Here is a 20880-nt window from a genome sequence, read left to right on the forward strand (position 1 = left end):
GGGTTTCAAGATATTGCAAATTTATTTGGTTCGGCCAAAAAAACCTGGCCGCGAATCAGTTCCACCACCAAGCGGTTGATTTCTTGGCGGTCGCGATTGCTTCGCCGCGGGCGGCGGAGTTGCCGGCGTCTTCCTTCGGGTTTTGGATGATGGCCCAAGGTTGGAACTGCACGCCGCCGGAAGCGCTGATGATATAGTCGCGCGAGCGCTTGACGAACGTGGCTTTGCTGTCGACGTGCTTCGGCACGTTGTAGGTAGCGATGGGCAATTGCTTGGCGTCCATCAACAGCGTCAGGCGGCAGTCGGCCTTGTCGGCCATGTTTTCACGCTCGATGAGCGACGCGACCACGGCCAGATCCATGCAGTTGCGCAGCTCGCGGAAAATCGCGAAGTGATCCGAGAGATCGTTGAACTTCAGCGTCATCTGGTCGGCCCATTTCTGGGCGGTCGGATTTGCTTTGCCGGTGCCGTGTGCTTGGCCGGTCGAATTGATGAAATCTTCCTCGGCCATGCATTTCACGCCCTGTCCGCGGAGTTCCCAGGCCAAGCCTTCCGGATCTTTCGCAAGCGGCTGGTAGTTGGCGGCCATCCACCAGCGCGGCATCATGTTCGTCGGTCGAGCGCCGCTAGTGACCATTTCCAAATAGCTCTTCAAACCCTTCACCGGCGACTCGTCGAAGTGCATGCCGAGCCGCTTCATTTGATAATCGGCCGCGACCAACACATGAGCAAAGCGGCTCGAATCGGGCACGCCGCCGACGGTGATATTCTGCGGGCCCAAGAGCCGTTCGATTTCGCGCATCGTGGCTTGCAGATCGTCGCCGGCCCTCAGAGTGCGGGCGAATTCGCGGAAAGCCCGAACGCCTTCGTCGCGCGGGTTGATCGAGCAAGTGATGCCGCCATTGCGGGCCGCGTCGACGGAACGCAAAGCGACGAGCAGATCGTCGAGCTGCAAAACGGGTTGACCATTGTTGCTGCCGACGACGTCGCCGGCGGCGTTGATCGTCCAGCCTTCGGCCGGGCCGGCCAACACGATGTCATGCAGTTCGGGCATCACGAACACATAGCGCACGCGTTGCAAGCCGGCCAAGTAACGGATTTCATTGGGTAGCGGCGTGCCGGCCTTCTGGCATGCGGCAATCGCTTCTTGCAGTCGGCTCAGCGAAACCATGCGCAGCTCGGTCCGCTGATTCATGTCGCCGGGCATTTGGCCGAGGGCCTTGAGCCGAAGCGCCCGCAGTTCGGGGCGGAAGCCCGGCTCGACATCCTGCAACACGCCGTTGACATTGATCCACACGCCGCCGATCGCCTGTTGCACGACCTGCGCATGGGCAACGCGGCTTTGGCCGACCGCAAGCGCCGCCACTGAAACCAGTGCCAAGGCGCGAATCGCCGCATTCAGCCGGGTCCGACTCGTTTTGTAACCACACATGGCAACTCCTCGTCTCGAAGTTCCTGGGATCTGGATCGATCACACGTAGTTTGAAAAACGGCTGTCGCCAGCGTGGTGACGCGCTGGCCAGCCGATCACGCCGCAACGCGAGAAAACGCCCATTTTGAAATTGAAAAAGAGAAGAGGGCTTGAAAATCCCTTCAAATATCCTAATTGCTCGGTCGATCCCACGCAAGGAAATAGCGGCGCAGCCTGGGTTTAGAAACACCAGCCGCAGCGCGCCTGAAAAACAGCTCTCAACTCTGCTAGCGGATTTCCGGAACGCGGGATCGACGGGCCAAAGTAGACACTTTGGCAAATGGTAAAAACCGCGTTGCCTAAGAATTAGGCAGCCGGCTCAATGCTCGATTTCGGGCAGCCCTGCCGCGATATTGAGCGAACGAATCCAATCGTCGTAAGTGACAGCACTGCAATGATATCGGTGCATCGATTGACTGCACTTCAAAATCAAGACGAATCCGCGGCCGTCGTGGCCGGAGGAAAATGGAGTTTCACGAAGGAGATGATCCGTTATGGAAAAGTTGCAAGCCATTCAGCAACGCGCCGAGGAACTCTTCAACAAAGAGGGCATCGATTGGGCGACATTCTTCCGCGAAGTGCTCGGGGTGAACGGGATCGTTCATCGCTGCTATTCCACACCGGAAGCGCGGGCCGAATTCGAGAAGAGCACCAACTACCAGGATATCCAGCAGATGCTTTCCACGCTTCGCGGCAAAAACGCCGAGGTGCCCGTGGCCGACGAGCCGACTCGTGTCATTACGGTGCGTTTGCCGAAGAGCCTGCACGAAGCGCTTCGCGCCGAGGCCCATAACCGTCAGACCAGCATGAATCAGCTTTGCATTTCGAAGCTGTTGCAGATCATCGATCAGCAGTTCGTGCCCGCCGAGGTGTGAGGGAAAGGCTGTGAGGCTGTGAGGCTGTGAGGCTGTGAGGCTATGAGGCTATGAGGCTGTGAGGTGGAAGGACGCGCAAGCGTCCGCCGTGTGTCTTCGTACCTCAAGCCTCACAGTCTCCAGCCTCACAGCCTGTTTTAGAAAGATTCGGAGCAGACCTATAAGCCGGGTTCTGTGCGCGGCGACGGTTGCCGCTGCGCGATGGCCATTTTTCTAGGGCGCCGATTGCTCGGCGTCTCGAGCAGCCTACCCGGAAGTCGATAGCGGACCGGATCGGCCCGCCCGCCGGCGCATGCGCCGGCAGTTGCTCCCTGTTTGGCCTTGCTCCCGGTGGGGTTTGCCAAGCCAAGCCGGTTGCCCGGCCTGCTGGTGAGCTCTTACCTCGCCGTTTCACCCTTACCGCGCGCCCGCGGGCGCGCGGCGGTTTGCTTTCTGTTGCACTTTCCCGGGCCTTGCGGCCGGTGGGCATTACCCACCACCGTATCCTGGGGAGCCCGGACTTTCCTCCCGCCGCGAATCGCTTGGCCGAAGCCAAACGCCCGCGGCCGGCGGCCATCCGGTCTGCTCCGAATCCAAAGTCCACACTAGCGGCGAAGAGATGGCAATACAAGCGCGGGCCGGTTCGAACAGGATCGGGCCCCGGGCGAAACCGCAAGCGAGCTCCAAAACCGTTTGAGAAAGAAGCTCGCTTGCGGTTTCGCGCGTGGGCGGCAGAATATCGCGCTCGCCGTCAACCGGCCGCTTGCCAGAGCTTGCCTTGCCACGTGTCGCGGCGCGAAAGCTCTGCATCGACGGCCATTCGCACGGCCGGTTTATCGAGGCACCACGCCGGACCGATGAAATAGTCGGGCGGCGCGTCGCCGCTGATCCGCTCGACCACGCAGTCCGGCGGCAGAAGCTCCAAGAAATCGACCAGCGCTTGAATGTATTCGGCCCGCTCGATTAGCTGCACCTCGCCGCGAGCCACTTGCTCGGCCAACGGTGTGTTCTTCACGGCATACAGGTTGTGAATCTTCACCGAGTCGGGCCGCAGCCGAGCCAACTCGCGCGCGGTCGCGAGCATGTCGGCGTGCGATTCGCCGGGAAGGCCGAGAATTACATGCACGCAGATCTCGAAGCCCCGGCCGCGGCTGCGGGCCATCGCCTCGAGAAACGCATCGTGATGATGCCCGCGATTCATCCAGTCGAGCGACCGATCATGGATCGTCTGCATTCCATATTCGACGGAGAGGTAGGTGCGGCTGGAAATTTCGGTCAGCAACTCGAGCACTTCGTCGGGCACGCAATCGGGCCGGGTGCCAATGGCCATCCCGACGACTTGTGGATGTGCGATCGCCGATTCGTAGAGCGATCGCAGGCGGGCGACGGGGGCATAGGTGTTCGTGGCCGGCTGGAAGTAGGCCAGAAATTTTTCGACGCCGAACCACCGCCCGACCCGCCGCATTCCCTCTTCAAGCTGCCCTTCGATCGTTTGCCTCGGCAGACGCCGGCTGGGGCTGAAGCTGCGGTTGTCGCAGAAGGTGCAGCCGCCGCGAGCCACGGTGCCGTCGACGTTCGGGCAAGTCAGCCCCGCATCAAGGCTAACCTTGTGTACCCGGCAGCCGAACCGCCGGCGCAGGAAATAGTTGTAGGCGTAATATCGCAGCCCCGCCGCCCGCCAGTCGGAATCATTCTGCACGGAGATGGACATGGGGCTTAATTTGACGACACGCCACGGTGGGCTTAGGATTAGCGTTTGGTTAGGAATCGTCGCCAGGGGGGCCACGTCTCGCTCATCTTAGCGCGGCTGTCGTCCGCCAACAAGCATGTGCCCACAATGCCGTGGACATGCGACTCGACCGAGTGGCGATGCCTCGACCGAAAAGCGGCGCCATCCTCATCCCTAACACCCCGGGCTGCGAATCATCATGTTCGGCGAGTTGCAACCTATCGGCGGCGGAGATTCGATTCCATTGATGAAGCGAACGCTTCTAGTCGGGCGACGCGAAAGCTGCGACATCGTGCTCCGCTTTGCGAACGTGTCGGCACACCACTGCCAATTGAACGTCAACGGCGGCTATTGGTATATCAAAGACATGAAGAGCCGCAATGGCGTCAAGGTGAACGGCACGCGGATCACCGAAAAGCGGCTCGACCCGGGCGACGAGCTTTCGGTGGCCAAGCACAGCTACATCATCAACTATTCGCCGATGGAGTTGGGCGCGATCGGTCCGCCGCCCGTGGAGAATTTGCCGAACGACATCCTTTCGAAGTCGCTGCTGGAACGGGCCGGCCTGTCGCACAAGCCATTGCCGCGGCCGGAGCGCAAACCTCCGCGCCCCACCGACGATCGCAAGCGATACAATATATCTAGCGACGGTATCCAGCAGATTAAGGACCCGAACCGGCCGGTCTGACGATTCGCGATTGAAGGGGTCAGGCACATTTTTCGGCTGAAGCGTCGATCGCAGTTCACGTCGCCATGTGCCGAAAAATGAGCCAGACCCCGACCCGTGGACCGCTACCCGGATGGCGAAGAAGCAGAAAAAGATTCGGGCCGATTTCCGCAAGAACCGCTCGGTGCGCACTCGCCCAAGCGATCTGACTCGCCGCTTCGATGCCGACGAGGAGAAAACTCTCGATGCCGCCAGCCAAGAACGGATCAGTGGCAAAGGCGATCTGACGCGCAAGCGAACCGTCGTCGGCGAGGTCGGCGAGGAGAAGGGTGGCTTCGCGGTTCAACCGGCCGTCGACGAAGCGGTCTGCCATCGGGGCCGAGTGCTTTCCGTCCATGGGCTCACCAGCACCGTGCAGTCCGACGACGGCCGATTGCACCAATGCGCGACGCGGCGGTTGCTGAAAACTTTGAGCACCGACCAGCGCCATGTGGTCGTGGCCGGCGACCGGGTGGCGTTTCGCATCGATCGCTCAGGCGATGGGATCATCGAGCGGGTCGAGCCGCGGCATGGCGTGTTGGCCCGCAGCAGCCGTGGCCGGCAACATATCTTGGTCGCCAACGTCGATCAGATTCTCATTATCTCAAGCGCCGCCGAGCCGCGGCTCAAGCCGCATCTGATCGATCGCTTTCTGATCACGGCTGAGCAAAATCGCATCCGGCCGGTGCTGTGTATAAACAAGGTCGATCTCGTCGATCGGGCCGATTTGCAACCGTTGGTGGGCGTTTACAGCCGCATGGGATACCGGGTGCTGCTGGTTTCCGCGGCGACGGGATTCGGCGTCGATCGATTGCAAGCCTTGGTCGGTGGGCGGGCCAGCGTCGTGGTGGGGCAAAGCGGCGTCGGGAAATCGTCGCTGCTCAACGCCATTCAACCGCAGTTGCACTTGCGCGTGGCGGCGGTCAGCGCCGAATCGCAAAAAGGGCGGCACACGACGACCACGTCCGAATTGATCCCGCTCTCCCCCGGCAGCTACGTGATCGATACGCCGGGCATCCGGCAGTTTCAGCTTTGGGATGTCGTGCCGGAAGAGATCGGCGGCTGGATGCGCGATCTGCGACCGTATGTGAGTCGTTGCAAGTTTCCCAACTGTACGCACACGCATGAAGCCGGCTGCGCGGTGAAAGACGCCGTGGCCGATGGGCGGCTCGACACGCGGCGTTATGAAAGCTATTGCCAACTCTTCGCCGGCGACGACGCCTGACGAACCACAAGCCCGAAGCGCAAGCGAGGAAAACACAAGCCCGAAGCGCAAGCGAGGGACTCTCGGCGATCCACGCGCGGAAGAATAGCGAGCGCAACGCTCTATTGCACTTCTTCCTCGCTAACGCTTCGGGCTAGTGTGTGAAACGCCTTGGGCTTAGTGACTTTCTTGCTGGCGCTTTGGGCTCGCGCGCAGGGGTTACATCTGGGCGATTCGCTGCGCGAAATCTTCCGCCATCGTCCGGACACGGCGAATCACTTGGCCCAAGATCACTCCCGCGAGCGCCAACGCCACAAGCACGATCAATTGATAATACCGCGGCACGGTCATCACTTCGGCCCGTTCCGCACTGACAAAATAATCGGCGTAGCCAACCAAGAACAAATAGCCGGCCATCGATCCGGCCATCGCCAGCCACACGAGCGGCAAGCTCAATCGCAGCGCGGCCAACGCAATCACCAGAAAATAAACCACCACCAGCGGGCTTCGCGGACCATTTGCGATCGTCAGCACCGCGGTCAACAACACCAAATCGCAACTGGTCGTGATGAATTTCATCGCGGCGGGAAAATATTGCCTGCGCAGGCAGACCAGCGTTGACAACGCGACCATCGTCCAGGCGACAGCCAGCGCGGTGACGGCCGCGTGAAACCGATCATCGCTCACCCGCGGCAACTCGAGCGCGCCGATTCGCCCGCCGCGGTTGATCAATTCCACGACGTAAAAAGCCGCGATACCAACGATCCGCAGCAAGTTTGCCCGGGCCTCGGCTTCATATTGGTGCCAGCGGCTGACAATAAACCATTGCCGATCGTGCGGAGTGCCGGCGGGGATCGGATCAATCGTGGTCATGTTTGGCTCTGCGGCTAAACGAAAGCAGCGATAATTCGCCTTTGCTGGCGATCAGCACGCTAGCCCGAAGCGTAAGCGAGGACGGCCGAGCACAGCGGCATCCGTCGGCCGTTGATCCCGTGCTAACGCTTCGGGCTTAGTGTGTTGAGACAAAGCGAGCTGTGCTCTCGCCCGCTGCCGGTTCATCGCGTTCCCTTCGGGTCGCTCGTGTAGCATTACAGCATACGCCGAGCAAGCCTTCAACGCGGATTGGTTGTTTCAGCGATCGCCGCTCATTCGTGGCAGGCCACCGGTTCGCAATCGCGTTGTTCAGCCTAGAGATGCTGTCACGCTAGCGTGCGGTATGGATGGTGCGCGCCGCTTGACGCCGCGGTTGGCCGCAAGCGAAGATGAGGCCGTGCGGCTTCCCGCGCACGTTGTAGGAGCGAGCGGCTACACCGTTTTGCTTGACCCCGGCACGTTCGATTTTTGAATTTCTGTCCAGGAGATTTCTGCCATGCGCCGCCCCCACGGATCGCTCGAAATTGGCTTGCGTGCTTTCGGAGTTTTTGGAACCGCGCTGTTGGCCACAGGGCTATTGCTCGTCGCCGGCGCAAGAACGGCGAAGGCCGACGACGCTAAGCCCGACGAAGCGAAGGATTCAAAGGCCGCCAAGCCGGTGCAGTTGGCGGTAATTGAGTTGAGCGGCTCTTATCCGGAAGGAGCAGGGGAGGCTGGCCTGTTCGGCGAAGTCTCGGAAAATTTGAATCGGATCATCGAGCGCATCGACCAGGCGGGAAAGGACGAAAAGATCTCGGGCTTGATCCTGGAATTTCGCGATCTCGAGCTCGGCCGCGGAAAGGCCCATGAAATGCGTGCGGCGATCGCCCGGGTCCGTAAATCGGGCAAGAAGGTGTATGCCGATCTGCGCTCCGGCGAGGCGAGCGACTATCTGCTCGCGTCGGCATGCGACGAAATCGTCATGCCCGAAAGCGGAACGCTGGCGGTGGCAGGCGTGCGGGCGGAAGTCACGTTTTTCAAAGACTTGCTCGACAAACTCGGCATCCAAGCAGAAATCTTGCAAAAAGGCGCCTACAAGGGAACCGGTGAAATCTTTACGCGCAGCGGAATGAGCCGCGAATTTCGCGAAGATATCGATTCGCTCGTCGACGATTTTTATACCCAATTGATCGACACCATCGCCAGCGACCGAAAGCTGGATCGAGGCCGCGTCAAGGATCTCGTCGATCAGGGTATCTTTTCGGCGACCGATGCCAAAGCGGCCGGACTGATCGATCGTGTCGCCTACCGCGACCAATTGATCGACGAACTGAAGAAATCGATGCAGGCCAGCGAAATCAAGTTGGTCGAGAACTACGGCAAGAAAAAGCTCGATGAAGATTTCTCGGGCTTCAACGGATTCCTGAAACTGATGCAAATGCTCACCGGAAACGAGCCCTCGCAAACGAGCGGCAAGAATCCGAAGATCGCGGTGATTTATGCCGTCGGCGAGATCGTCGATGGCAAGGGAGGAGGCGGACTGTTCACGAGCGAAGCATGCGGCGGCGACACCATGATCAAAGCCATTCGTGATGCGGAAAGCAATCCGAAGGTGGTCGCGATCGTGCTGCGGATCGATAGCCCTGGCGGAAGCGCCCTGGCCAGCGATCTCGTGTGGCGCGAGGTGGTCACTTGCAAGAAACCGATCGTGGCAAGCATGGGGGATGTGGCCGCGAGCGGCGGCTACTATATCGCGATGGGCGCCAAAAAGATCATCGCCGAGCCGGGCACGATCACCGGCTCGATCGGCGTCGTCGGCGGCAAAGTCGCTTTGAAAGGATTGATGGACAAGGTGGGCATTACGACATCGGTCGTGAGCCGCGGCAAGAATAGCGGCTGGCAATCGGAAATCGACCCGTTCACGCCGTCGGAGCGCGAAGCTTGGTCGAAATCGATGGACGACATGTATCGGCAATTCACCACCAAGGCCGCCAAGGGGCGCAAGATCGATTTGAAGCATCTGCAAGACGATCTGGCCGGCGGCCGTGTGTTCACCGGCCGGGTGGCGGTCGGAAAAAAACTGGTCGACAGTGTCGGCACACTCGACGACGCCTTGGCGGCCGCCAAATCGCTTGCCGGGTTGAAGCCCGACGAAGCGGTGGATCGCCTGAATTTGCCGAAGCCCAAAACGCTCTTGGAATCGCTGTTTGGCGATTCGCAAGAAGACGACGAATTCATCCCGCCCCGATTGCAAAGCCGGCTGGGAAAACAACTCGGTTCCCTGGGCCGCACGTATGGCGAAGCGGAACAGTTCACACGGCTGTTCAATCGTCCGGCGGTGCTGGTGCTGCCGTATCGGTTGGAAATCAAGTAAGGACGCTTCGCAGGAACTATGCCGAAGAACGAGGCCCGCCTATTAGCGCCAAGCGAGCGGCGGCAACTCACGCTTTGCCGCTGGCTTTGGGATGAGCCTGCGGAGGGCGCGTGGAATATGGCCCTCGATGAGGCGCTTTTGGAAGCCGCCGACATTGATGGCTTGGCGACATTGCGCTTCTATGGTTGGCGAAAGCCGACTCTGTCGCTCGGATATTTTCAGCGGGCCGCGGAGCGATCGGTTCATGTCGCCAGTCGCGACTGCCCACTCGTCCGCCGGGCCAGCGGCGGCGGGGCGATCCTGCACGACGCCGAGCTGACCTACAGCCTAGCGCTGCCGACCGCCGATCGTTTGGCGGCCGCTGCGCGCGGTTTGCACGATTCGGTGCATGCCGCGCTGGTCGAAGCGCTTGCCGCGATGGGGATCGACGTTCGAATCGGCGCCGGTTCCCCCGCAAAACAAAACGAACCATTTCTTTGCTTTCAGCGGCATGGCGCGGGCGACGTGCTGCTCGGCGATGCGAAGATCGCGGGCAGCGCGCAGCGCCGCCATCGCGGCGCGATCTTGCAGCATGGCAGCGTGCTTTTGGCGCGCTCGCGCTATGCGCCGGAGCTGCCCGGCCTGGCGGAATTGACGGGCCGGCGGCTCGATCCCTTAGAATTGGCGACCGTGTTCCGGAATCGACTTGGCGAGCGGCTGAATTTGGAGTGGGAAACGTCGGCAGCACAATCGGCAATCGGCGATCGACTTCGAACGCGCGCCGAAATGATCGTGCCGGCCAAATTCGCGACCGCCGAATGGTTGAACCGGCGGTAGAATCGGTCGGTGCCCGGGCCGCGTCGCGCCAGCCCGAAGCGTTAGCGAGGGAAGCCCCGCCGCGGACCGTATTTTTCGAGCAGCGCCCACATGCCTTGGACGTATCCGTTAATAATGTTGCTTGCGCTGGCGGTCGGCTTTGTCATCAGCCGGCGGATGCAGCGCGGTTTGCCGCTTTCGCGAATGGAGCGGCTCGGAATCGGGCTAGGGGCGTTTTGCGGAGCGTTCATCGGGGCGCGCTTGCCCTTCGTGCTGACGGATTACGGCGGACTGATGAGCGGCGGGGCTTGGTTCAGCAACGGCAAGACGATCGTGACGGGAATTGTCGGCGGCTATTTCGGCGTCGAGTTGGCCAAATGGGGGCTCGGAATTCGGGTGAAGACCGGCGACTCGTTTGCTGTGCCGGTCGCCGCGGCGGTGGCGATCGGTCGACTTGCCTGCTTCAGCGCCGGCTGTTGCTACGGCACGCCGACATCGCTGCCCTGGGGCGTCGTGTTTCGAACCGCGGACGCGTTGCCCCGGCATCCGACGCAGCTCTATGAATCGGCGTTTCACCTTACGGCTGCCGTCGCGCTTTATCTGCTCTGGCGGCGGGGGGCGTTGCGGGGGCAATTGATCAAGCTGTATATCGTCGCGTATCTGGTGTATCGCTTTGGGACCGAGTTCATTCGTCCCGAACCGCGGATTTGGCTCGGCTTGACGGCGTATCAATGGACTGCGGCGGCGCTGTTGCCGGTGTTCATCGGGCTTTGGATTCGAGATGCGAACCGGCAGCCGCCGGTGATCCGCGGTGCGCCCGATTCGGCGGGCCGTTCGGCTTTTGCGGATTGAGCGTGCGCTGCCAGAGCCCGCGATGCGCGGCGCGCCGCCGGGCTGCTCGCGATCGCAACCGCAGTTGCAGGGCGTGGGACAATCGCCGGATTGGTTTGTGGGGGCGCGACACAAGAAAAATCGAGAAATTTCGGCATCGATCGCGATTGGCTCAAAAGCTGCTATTGCTCTGGTCGGATTTTGTAGCAATACTAGAAAAGGTGAAGGCCAGCGGGCGAGCCCATCGGGGGCGGCCCGGCAACGCGTGAACGAGAAGATCGCTTCGGCCAACATTCGCGCTGGCAACATCCATCGCGTTCTTTTGCAAGTTTCTGTGCACTTGCGTGCGTCGCAAGTTTCTGCCGGTTGTCTCCGTTGCGTTTGGGCGGTGATGGCCGTTGCGCGCCGCGAAGTTCCGATTCCCAACGTTTGGGGGCATGGGGACTTGCGCTGCGCCGGCTGAAACCGACCGATTCCGCGGCTTTTCCGCGATATGCGTGGTCGTGGCTGCGCGCTTGTGCCTCAGAGGTTGCGTGGTTGCGTGGGTGAGATTGATTTGCCGGCGGTTGTCCTGGCAGGATCGAATTTCGACGGCTCGGTCGTCGGGTTCGGATCCGGCCGATGCTGTTCTCGTGCACGCCGCGCCAAGGCACGGACGGACTCCTGCCACGAGACAAACCCCAGGTACGATCATGAGCGGCGGACGCGAAATTATTTCTTTTGTGGCGCAGCGGCAAGACCTCAACCAATTCCGGCGAAAGAATTGGGAGGGAACGTTCGAGGAATATCTCGACCTCGTGGCCGCCGATCCCGCGGTGACTCGAAATGCCTTCGAGCGCGTCTACGACATGCTCATGTCGTACGGCACGTCGGTGTACGAAGTCGGCCGTGAGAAGCGAGTCCGCTACAAATTTTTCGACGACCCCGATGATGGTGGCCGCGATGCGGTGTTCGGCTTGGACAGCCCGCTGCAATCGCTGGCCAACGCGTTCAAAAGCGCGGCGCAGGGGTTCGGCATCGAGAAGCGCGTATTGCTGTTGCACGGCCCGGTCGGATCGAGCAAGAGCACGATCGCCCGGCTCTTGAAAAAAGGCCTCGAGCGCTATTCGCAAACCGACTGCGGGGCGCTCTACACGCTCGGTTGGGTCGCGCTTGCCGACCCGAACACGGTGCACTGGTGCCCGATGCACGAGGAGCCGTTGCACTTGGTGCCAGAACGCTTTCGCGGCGAAATCACCGAGAAGCTGAATGGCGGCCGGCAGGAAGGACAATCGCGAGCGAAAATCCACGGTGAATTGTGCCCCTTCTGCCGCTACGTTTATGCCGAGCGGCTTAAGCGCTACGAAGGCGACTGGACCCGCGTGGTGCACGATGTGCGCGTCAAGCGGCTCGTGCTCAGCGAAAAAGATCGCATCGGCATCGGCACTTTCCAGCCGAAAGACGAAAAAAATCAGGATTCGACCGAGCTCACCGGCGATATCAACTACCGCAAGATCGCCGAATACGGCAGCGACAGCGATCCGCGGGCCTTCAATTTCGACGGCGAATTCAATATCGCCAACCGCGGCATTGTCGAATTCGTCGAGGTGTTGAAGCTCGACGTGGCGTTTCTCTACGACCTGCTGGGCGCCAGCCAGGAACACAAGGTCAAGCCGAAGAAATTCGCGCAGACCGATATCGACGAAGTGATTCTCGGCCATACCAACGAGCCCGAGTATCGGCGGCTGCAGAACAACGAGTTCATGGAAGCCCTGCGCGATCGGACCGTGAAGATCGACGTGCCGTATGTCACCAAGCTTGCCGACGAGATCAAGATCTACGAGAAGGACTACAACCGCCAAAAAGTGCTCGGCAAGCATATTGCCCCGCACACGATCGAAATGGCCGCGATGTGGGCGATCCTGACCCGGCTTGAAGAGCCGAAAAACGCGAACCTTTCGCTGCTGCAAAAGCTCAAGCTCTATAACGGCAAGACGCTCCCCGGCTTCACGGAAGACAACGTCAAGGAGCTGCGCGAGCAGGCCGTGAACGAGGGAATGCAAGGCATTTCGCCGCGCTATGTGCAAGACAAGATCTCGAATGCCCTGGTGGCACATCCCGACGCGAAATCGATCAATCCCTTCATGGTCATGAACGAACTCGAGGCGGGGCTCAAGCACCATAGCCTGATCAACCAAGAGGAAACCCGCAGCCAATATCGCGAGCTGCTCGGCGTCGTGAAGCAGGAGTACACGAATATCGTGAAGAACGAGGTGCAGCGAGCCATCGCCGCCGATGAAGACGCGCTCAAGCGGCTCTGCGGCAACTATATCGACAATGTGAAGGCCTACACGCAGCGCGAAAAAGTGCGCAACAAGTTCACCGGCCAATACGACGAGCCCGACGAGCGGCTGATGCGGTCGATCGAAGAAAAGATCGACATTCCCGACAGCCGCAAAGACGATTTCCGCCGCGAGATCATGAACTACATCGGCGCCTTGTCGATCGACGGCCGAACGTTCGACTACAAGACGAACGAGCGGCTGTACAAGGCGCTCGAATTGAAATTGTTCGAAGACCAGAAAGACACGATCAAGTTGACCAGTCTGGTGTCGAATGTCGTCGATGCGCAGACGCAGGCCAAGATCGACGTGGTCAAAGGCCGCTTGATCCGCGACTACGGTTACGACGAAGAAAGCGCGACCGATGTGTTGAACTACGTCGCCAGCATATTTGCCCGAGGAGATGCTAAATAGGGTTAGGGGTTAGAGTGAGGTGTTAGGGGGCGCGCAAGCCTGCTTCCCTCGCCCCTCGCCCCTCGCCCCAGCCCCCAGCCCCCAGCCATGCTAAAAATCGATCAAGACGGACGGCGGTTCAAGCAGATCGTTCGCGGCAAGGTTCGCGACAATTTGCGGAAATATATCACGCATGGCGAGATGATCGGCCGCAAGGGGCGGAATCTAATCAGCATTCCCTTGCCCCAACTCGACGTGCCGCATTTTCGCTATGGCCAAAACGGTTCCGGCGGCGTCGGCCAGGGCGAGGGCGAGGTGGGCACTCCGATCGCCGGCGGCGCCCCGCAGCCCGGCCAGGGCCAGGGCAACGCGGGAAGCGATCCCGGCGCGCATATTCTCGAAGTCGATGTTTCGCTCGAAGAGCTGGCCGAGATTCTGGGCGACGAGTTGGAATTGCCCCGGATCGAGCCGAAAGGAAAAGCGAACATCACCGACGAAAAGGCGCGCTACACGAGCGTCCGCCGCACCGGCCCCGAGTCGCTCCGCCACTTCCGCCGCACGTATATGGAAGCCCTGCGCAGGCAGATTTCCTCGAATTCCTACGACGCCGGTTCGCCGCGCGTGATTCCGATCCGCGAAGACAAGCGTTATCGATCGTGGACCACCACGCCCATGCCGCAAACCACGGCGGTCGTGGTTTACCTGATGGACGTTTCCGGCTCGATGACCGACGAGCAGAAACAAGTCGTTCGCACGACGGCCTTCTGGCTCGACACCTGGCTCGGCAGCCAATACGACGGCATCGAGACGCGCTATATCATCCACGACGCCGTGGCCCGCGAGGTCGATGAAGAAACGTTTTATCACACCCGCGAAAGCGGCGGCACGCGGATCAGTTCGGCGTATAAAGTTTGCGCCGAATTGATCAAGCAAAAGTTCGCCCCTTCGGAGTGGAACATTTATTGCTTCCAGTTCTCCGACGGCGATAACTGGGGCGAAGACAACGAGCAAAGCCTGCGGATCTTGCGCGAAGAACTCATTCCAGCTTCGAACCTGTTCTGTTATGGCCAGGTCGAAAGCCCGTACGGCAGCGGCGAGTATATCCGCGCCCTGCGGTCCGCCTTCGGCGGCGCCCACGACAAACTGACGCTGGCCGAAATTGAAAACAAAGAAGGCATCTACGACGCAATCAAATCGTTTTTGGGAAAAGGAAAGTAGGAAAGGGCGAGGGTGAGGGGTTAGAGACGCGGCAAGCGATTGCCAAGCCCTATTCGCTGCACACACTCCGTCCCCACAACCGTAGTCCCTCACCCGTCACTCTCACCCGTCACCCTCGCTCTTCCCCCATGGCTTCCGTCGACGTTTTTGAACCCCTGCCGCCGCACCTGGCCGATATTCAACGGCAAATGGAAGGCTATGCGCGCGGGCATGGGCTGGATTTCTTTCCCACCATCTTCGAAGTGGTCGAAGCCGACCAGCTCAACGAAGTGGCCGCCTACGGAGGGTTTCCGACCCGCTATCCGCATTGGCGGTTCGGCATGGAATTCGAACAACTCGCGAAGGGGTATGCCTATGGGCTGCAAAAGATCTACGAACTCGTGATCAACAACGATCCGTGCTACGCCTATTTGATGAAATCGAATGAGCTCACGGATCAAAAGCTGGTGATGGCGCATGTGTATGGCCATTGCGATTTCTTCAAGAACAACTTCTGGTTCAGCAAGACGAATCGCAAGATGATGGACCAGATGGCCAACCATGGCATGCGGATCCGCCGCCACATGGATCGCTTCGGCGTCGAAGAGGTTGAAAACTTTATCGATGCCTGCCTGAGCATCGAAGACCTGATCGACATCCATCTGCCGTTCATCAAGCGGCACGAAGAAAGCGTCAAGCCCAAGGCGCTGGAAGACGATGCCCACGACGAGCCGTCGGGCCGCTTCGCAGCCAAGGGCTATATGGAATCGTTCGTCAATCCGCCGGAAGTGCTCTCGGCCGAGGCCGAGCGGCGGCGGGTCGAGCGCCGGCAAAGCGAGCAGTTTCCAAGCCAGCCGGTGCGCGATGTGATGCTGTTCGTCTTGGAAAATGCCCCGCTGAAGCCGTGGCAGGCCGACGTGCTCTCGATCATCCGCGACGAAGCCTATTATTTTGCGCCGCAAGGCCAGACCAAGATCATGAACGAAGGTTGGGCCAGCTATTGGCACTCGACCATCATGACCCGGCAAGGCATCCAGCCGGCCGACTTGATTTGCTATTGCGACCACCATAGCGGCACCATGGCCAGCTCTTCGACCCGATTGAATCCCTATAAGCTCGGCATCGAGCTGTTCCGCGACATCGAAGATCGTTGGAATCGCGGCCGCTTCGGCAAAGACTTCGACGAGTGCGACGACTATGTCGCCAAGCATCATTGGGACACCGCCGCCGGGCTGGGAAAGCAGAAAATTTTCGAGGTCCGCCGGATTTACAACGACCTGATGTTCATCGACGAATTCCTGACGCTCGATTTTTGCCGCCAGCACAAGTTGTTTTCGTTCGGCTACAACCCCGGCAACGACGCCTACGAAATCGAAAGCCGCGAGTTTCCGCAAATCAAAGAACGCCTATTGTTCAATCTGACGAATATGGGCCGGCCGCAAATCGCCGTGCGCGACGGCAACTACAAAAATCGCGGCGAATTGTTTCTCGAACACACATTCAACGGCTTGGAACTGAAAACCGGCTACGCCCAAGACACGCTGGTGAACCTCTACCGCCTGTGGGCCCGGCCAGTACACATCGAGACGGTCATCGACGAGGTGAAGACCACATTGTCATACGACGGGCATGAACACAAAGGCACGCAGGTGAAATAAGGCTCCAGGCTGAAGGAAGAAGAACGCAACCACGGATGACACGGATGACACGGATGAAAAACAGATTTGCTGGAAGTCAAACGTGGAACGACTGCGGCGCAACCCCGGCTTCGATTTCCGCCGCTTTCGTATCCGTTTCATCCGTGTGATCCGTGGTTGTTTCTTCGTTGCAACTTGAGACAAGCATAAAGCGATCGATCCCGCCCAAAAACTCAGCCATTTTCGTCGCCGAAGCTGCGAGCGGACTAGCGTGGCTCGGCAAATTGACCGCAAATCCGGCATGGCTATTGCAGCCGATGGTGTTCGCCGTCCGATAAGAGAGAAAGGCAAATCCCCAGCGTGATTCGAGGGGGGAAATTAGCTATGTTGTTGCAATCCCACACCGCCAAAATCCTGAATTCGATTCCGCTCTTCGCGCACACCCTGCATCCACACTCCCTGGACTGCCAGGAGGCAGGTCAGCGGCTGCATACCGAAGTCACCGCCCACGAAACTTTGGCGCTCGCTTTTGCTCGCTTCGAGCTGGAATCGGCTCCGCTGGCCGGCGCTTCGATCGATCGATTGAAGGCCGTCGCCGAGGACCTTTCGCGGCGGTTGACGTATCTCTTGGAGCCGATTAGCCCGGTGGAGGTCGACGCCGGCAAATGCGTCGTGCAGCTTCGGTCGAACCCGCCCCAACGCGATGAAGCCGGCGCCAGCTACTACGAATTGCTGGTCGAGCATGGGGGAAAATTGAGCCTCCGCCGGTGGACGAAAGAACCGAGCGCCGCCCGGCAAGCGATTCCCTCCCAAGTCACCAGCGAAGTCTTCTTGCGTCTAGTGGCCGACTTCTCCGCCGCCGCAAGCTGATCGGCGGTCAGCACGGCAACGACGAGCCGTATCACGCGAAGACGTATCACGTGGAGCCGCGGGGGAAGCGAAGGAGAGAAAAAGAAAGTTGGCCGCCCGTGCGATACCAAGCCACCCGGCCGCTCGCTCTTCGCGCGAGAGATGACGATAGCGTGCCGACTATTGCCGGCCTTTAGTCTCTTCTTCGCTTATCCCCCGCGTCCTCCGCGTCTCCGCGTGAGTCTGTCGGTCGTCTGTCTTCGACTGCCTTCAAAACGCTTGCCAACCGCTGCCGCGTGCCCTAAAAAGGGCATACGCAGTGTTTTCTTTCGCGCCCCCATCCGGAGCCGGTTGCAAGATGAGTCATGCCAATCGTGGAGAGTCGGAAGTTGCGCTCAAGCCCGCCGACGGTTGGCATTGCAGCCATCTCTTCTACCGATTCGATCGTGGGCGTCTGGCGGCGATGAGCGCCGCGGAGATTCAGGCCGGGCGAGAGCAATTCGCCGCCACGCTCGATCCCGAATCGGCCGACGCCCCGGCGCGGCTGCAAACCTCGGTCGTCGCCGGTCATAAGGCCGATTTTGGCCTCATGCTGCTCGATGCCGATCCGCTGAAGGTCGACGCCGTTCATCAGCGTTTGATGGCTGGCCCGCTGGGGTCGGCGCTCGAGCCGACGTATTCGTTCGTATCGATGACCGAGGTGTCGGAATACGTGCCGACGGTCGAGCAATATGGCCGTCGGTTGGTCGAAGAGGGGACGCCGGCGGATAGCCCTGCTTTCGCGGCAAAGGTGAAGGCCTACGAAAGCCGCGAGGCGATGATGCGCGTACAGCGGCTGACGCCCGATCTGCCCCCCTGGCCGAACACCTGCTTCTACCCGATGAACAAGAAGCGCAAGGTGGGCGAGAATTGGTTTCTGCTGCCGATCGAAGATCGCCAGAAGTTGATGGCCGAGCATGGCCGAACCGGCATGACGTTCGGCGGCCGCGTGACGCAGCTCATCACGGTCGGCCTGGGCTACGACGATTGGGAATGGGGCGTGACGCTATGGGCCCGCCGGCCCGAGTTTCTCAAAGACATCGTCTATCGCATGCGGTTCGACGAGGCGAGCGCCCGCTACGCCGAATTCGGGCCGTTCTATGTGAGCTACATCATGCCGCCAAAGGCCATGCTCGATCATTGCCGCGTCGGCGTAGGTCAGGCTTTCCAGCCTGACAAACCTCCAACCGGCGCCAATCAAAACAGGGCATAAGCCACATGCTAGGCCTCCAGAATTTGAGCGTTGCCGCAAAACAGTGGGCACATGCCCCCATCATATTGCTCATGGCCATCGGTACGTTAGTTGCCTGGCCAACCGTTTCGTCGGGCCAAGCTCCGCAAAATGGCAAATGGGTCAATATCTCGGACAGCGTCGTCGCCAAATTGGCCCGCGAGGGGAAGAAAATCGGCTGGCCGGGGCTCACCAGCGGCGTCGGTGTCGACCGCACCAATGGCGATGTGTACATGGTCGTCTGCGACAATGGTCTGTGGAAAAGCTCCGATCATGGCGCCACGTTTGTCCGCGTCGACGGCGGGAATGTCACCGGACGCTGTGAAACGGGCTTCGGCCTCGATATCGACCCCGCCGGCAATCGGCTCGCCTGCATCACCGTCTACGGCAATTCGGCCATCAGCCTCGACGCGGGCAAGACGTGGCAAAAATGCTCGCAAAGCCACTTGGATTGCGTCGCCGTCGCTTGGCCGGAAACGAGCCTGCTGGCGATCAAGCATGAAAGCGGCGGCGTTTTAATCGTCAGCCCCGACGGCGGAAAAACCTGGAAAACGCTGGACAAGGGATTCAACGGCATCGGGCTGTTCGATGCGAAAACGTTCGTCGGCTGCAAAGCTAAGGGCATCGTTCGCAGCACCGACGGCGGCCAGACCTGGACAGCCGTCTCCGATCTCAGGCCAAGCGGCAAGGCGATGCGCGTGTTCAAGGGAATCGGCTATTGGGTCGGACCGCATGGCTTGCTCGTAAGCCGCGACCAAGGGGCGACTTGGTCGCCCCTGGGAAAACCGGTCGAGTGCTCGCTCGGTCCCTATTTTGGCAAGGACGAACGCAACATCGTTGTGCTGGGCAAGCAGGGGATCATGAAAACCACCGATGCCGGTCAAACCTGGAAGCTCGCCGCGCCGCTACCGCACGGTGTCGACGGCGACTACATGTGCCAATGCGGCTGGGACCCGACGAACAACATCTTCTACGCCGGCAAGATGGGAAAACCGACGTTCAAGTTTCAGCCGTAGGTGCGACGCAAGGAACAAACCTGGCCGCAAAGCGCTAGCGAGGAATCACACTAGCCCGAAGCGTTAGCGAGGAATCACACTAGCCCGAAGCGTTAGCGAGGGCGGCGCCACGCGGCGCGCTCGCCAACGCTTCGGGCTTGCATTCGGCGGAGAGGCTTCAATCATGGAACGTCGCAAATTCTTGCAGTTGGGCGCCGGGGTCGCTGTTTGCGGCACGGCGGGCGTTCTTCGCCCCGATGGCAACTCCTTCGATTGCCAACCGGCAGCCGTGCCGCCGGCATTCAGCATCGTGCCGGTCGTGGGCGACGGCAAATGGATCTGGAACCAGCCGCCGAAGAACGAAACCGGCTATCTCGAACCGCGCCCGTTCCATCTCAAAATTGGAATCGAATTGAATGGCCGGGGGGGCGCATCCCAAATTCAAGCCACCACGCCGGCCCCGATCGAAGTTCCCGAGCAAAAACTCGAGGAGCCGGCGATCAAGACCGACGGATGCCAGGCGACGATCCGCGATGTCGGCCCGGATGCCAGCCAATTGTATCTCACGGCCGACGAAATCGCTCCCGGCCAAAAAATCTCAGCCTCCGTGGAATACAGGCTCACCGCCTACAAGCAATACATGGGCTACGTTCGCGATCAGTTTCCGCGCCAGCAAAAGCCCCCTCGCGACGTGGCCAATTTGTATCTGGGCGATAGCCCCGGCATCCAGACGCGGATCAAGGAAGTTCGCCTGCTGCTCGACGAACTGCGTGGCGACACGCAACACCCCTGGGACCTGGCCAAGAAATTCGCGGATTGGATTCCGCATCACATCAAGCCGCAAGTGCGGCCGTATACGAGCGTCACGGCGGCGCTCGACGATCGCCAAGGGGCGTGTGCCGAGATGTCGGCCGTGTTCGTCGCCCTCTGCCGTGCGGCAGGAATTCCGGCCCGGCTCGTGTGGGTGCCGGATCACAATTGGGCCGAGTTCTATCTCATCGATGAACAAGGAGAAGGGCACTGGATTCCTGCTCACACGGCATGCTATTTCTGGTTCGGTTGGACCGGAGCGCATGAGTTGGTGTTGCAAAAGGGAGATCGGCTGCGGATGCCGGAGCGCGGCAACCGCCTGTTCCGCTTGCAAGAGGATTGGCTGCGCTGCTCCGGGCGCAAGCCGCAGGTGCGCTACATCGCCGAACTGACCCCGCTTCCGGCCAGCACCGGCGCCGATCCTGGACCGGGCGCGCGGACAAAGATGGCCAACGGCGAATGGAAAGTCGTCGGCAAGCACCCGCTCGATCAATATTTGCGGCGATAGAACCAATGGCATCGATAACCGGCCGGCGCCCGTCGCTTACGCTTCGGGCTAGCGGGGCCGGTGAAGTGCGGCGATCGTAGCCCG

Annotated in this window: 16 protein-coding genes and 1 other RNA gene; 13 read left to right on the forward strand and 4 right to left on the reverse strand. The window is 60.3% G+C overall.

The window, feature by feature from the left end:
* Nucleotides 1-55: 55 nt before the first annotated feature.
* The gene (locus VHX65_06050) at nt 56-1432 is read right to left on the reverse strand and encodes a DUF1598 domain-containing protein (protein HEX3998093.1); all 1377 of its coding nucleotides are present in this window, start codon (nt 1430-1432) and stop codon (nt 56-58) included.
* A gap of 533 nt (nt 1433-1965) precedes the next feature.
* Here VHX65_06050 and VHX65_06055 point away from each other — a divergent pair.
* On the forward strand, nt 1966-2346 hold the full coding sequence (locus VHX65_06055) for a toxin-antitoxin system HicB family antitoxin (protein ID HEX3998094.1): 381 nt from the start codon (nt 1966-1968) through the stop codon (nt 2344-2346).
* A gap of 145 nt (nt 2347-2491) precedes the next feature.
* On the opposite strand, the gene rnpB is transcribed toward VHX65_06055, so the two are convergent.
* Together rnpB and VHX65_06065 are read right to left on the reverse strand one after the other, a co-directional pair.
* Nucleotides 2492-2914, reverse strand: an RNA gene (gene rnpB / locus VHX65_06060) — RNase P RNA component class A.
* 162 nt (nt 2915-3076) lie between these two features.
* Complete coding sequence (locus tag VHX65_06065) at nt 3077-4036, reverse strand: TIGR01212 family radical SAM protein (GenBank protein ID HEX3998095.1); 960 nt, start codon at nt 4034-4036, stop codon at nt 3077-3079.
* 217 nt (nt 4037-4253) lie between these two features.
* On the opposite strand from VHX65_06065, the gene VHX65_06070 reads away from it, so the two are divergent.
* Nucleotides 4254-4742, forward strand: a complete 489-nt coding sequence (locus tag VHX65_06070) for an FHA domain-containing protein (GenBank protein HEX3998096.1) — start codon at nt 4254-4256, stop codon at nt 4740-4742.
* A gap of 112 nt (nt 4743-4854) precedes the next feature.
* Entirely contained in the window at nt 4855-5985 is a 1131-nt protein-coding gene (gene rsgA, locus VHX65_06075) for a ribosome small subunit-dependent GTPase A (GenBank protein HEX3998097.1), read from the forward strand.
* Between the two features lie 198 nt (nt 5986-6183).
* On the opposite strand, the gene VHX65_06080 is transcribed toward rsgA, so the two are convergent.
* Entirely contained in the window at nt 6184-6837 is a 654-nt protein-coding gene (locus tag VHX65_06080; protein HEX3998098.1) for a hypothetical protein, read from the reverse strand.
* A 496-nt stretch (nt 6838-7333) separates the two neighbouring features.
* On the opposite strand from VHX65_06080, the gene sppA reads away from it, so the two are divergent.
* The 10 genes from sppA (at nt 7334) to VHX65_06130 (ending at nt 20796) form a co-directional block, all read left to right on the forward strand.
* The gene (sppA, locus tag VHX65_06085; protein ID HEX3998099.1) at nt 7334-9190 is read left to right on the forward strand and encodes a signal peptide peptidase SppA; all 1857 of its coding nucleotides are present in this window, start codon (nt 7334-7336) and stop codon (nt 9188-9190) included.
* An 18-nt stretch (nt 9191-9208) separates the two neighbouring features.
* Nucleotides 9209-10006: a lipoate--protein ligase family protein gene (locus tag VHX65_06090; protein ID HEX3998100.1), complete on the forward strand. Its 798-nt coding sequence runs from the start codon at nt 9209-9211 to the stop codon at nt 10004-10006.
* A 90-nt stretch (nt 10007-10096) separates the two neighbouring features.
* Entirely contained in the window at nt 10097-10837 is a 741-nt protein-coding gene (locus VHX65_06095; protein HEX3998101.1) for a prolipoprotein diacylglyceryl transferase family protein, read from the forward strand.
* A 671-nt stretch (nt 10838-11508) separates the two neighbouring features.
* Entirely contained in the window at nt 11509-13551 is a 2043-nt protein-coding gene (locus VHX65_06100; GenBank protein HEX3998102.1) for a serine protein kinase, read from the forward strand.
* A gap of 87 nt (nt 13552-13638) precedes the next feature.
* A complete protein-coding gene (locus tag VHX65_06105; GenBank protein HEX3998103.1) occupies nt 13639-14748 on the forward strand; it encodes a DUF444 family protein in 1110 nt (369 codons plus the stop codon).
* A gap of 128 nt (nt 14749-14876) precedes the next feature.
* Nucleotides 14877-16385 (forward strand): SpoVR family protein, encoded by a 1509-nt coding sequence (locus VHX65_06110; protein ID HEX3998104.1) that lies wholly within the window; start codon nt 14877-14879, stop codon nt 16383-16385.
* A 363-nt stretch (nt 16386-16748) separates the two neighbouring features.
* Nucleotides 16749-17234: a hypothetical protein gene (locus tag VHX65_06115; GenBank protein ID HEX3998105.1), complete on the forward strand. Its 486-nt coding sequence runs from the start codon at nt 16749-16751 to the stop codon at nt 17232-17234.
* Nucleotides 17235-17571: 337 nt separating this feature from the next.
* Nucleotides 17572-18465 (forward strand): hydrogen peroxide-dependent heme synthase, encoded by an 894-nt coding sequence (hemQ, locus tag VHX65_06120; protein HEX3998106.1) that lies wholly within the window; start codon nt 17572-17574, stop codon nt 18463-18465.
* A 71-nt stretch (nt 18466-18536) separates the two neighbouring features.
* Nucleotides 18537-19499, forward strand: a complete 963-nt coding sequence (locus tag VHX65_06125; protein ID HEX3998107.1) for a sialidase family protein — start codon at nt 18537-18539, stop codon at nt 19497-19499.
* 163 nt (nt 19500-19662) lie between these two features.
* The gene (locus VHX65_06130; GenBank protein HEX3998108.1) at nt 19663-20796 is read left to right on the forward strand and encodes a transglutaminase-like domain-containing protein; all 1134 of its coding nucleotides are present in this window, start codon (nt 19663-19665) and stop codon (nt 20794-20796) included.
* Nucleotides 20797-20880: the final 84 nt, after the last annotated feature.

Source organism: Pirellulales bacterium, from assembly GCA_036267355.1.
Lineage (GTDB): Bacteria > Planctomycetota > Planctomycetia > Pirellulales > DATAWG01 > DATAWG01.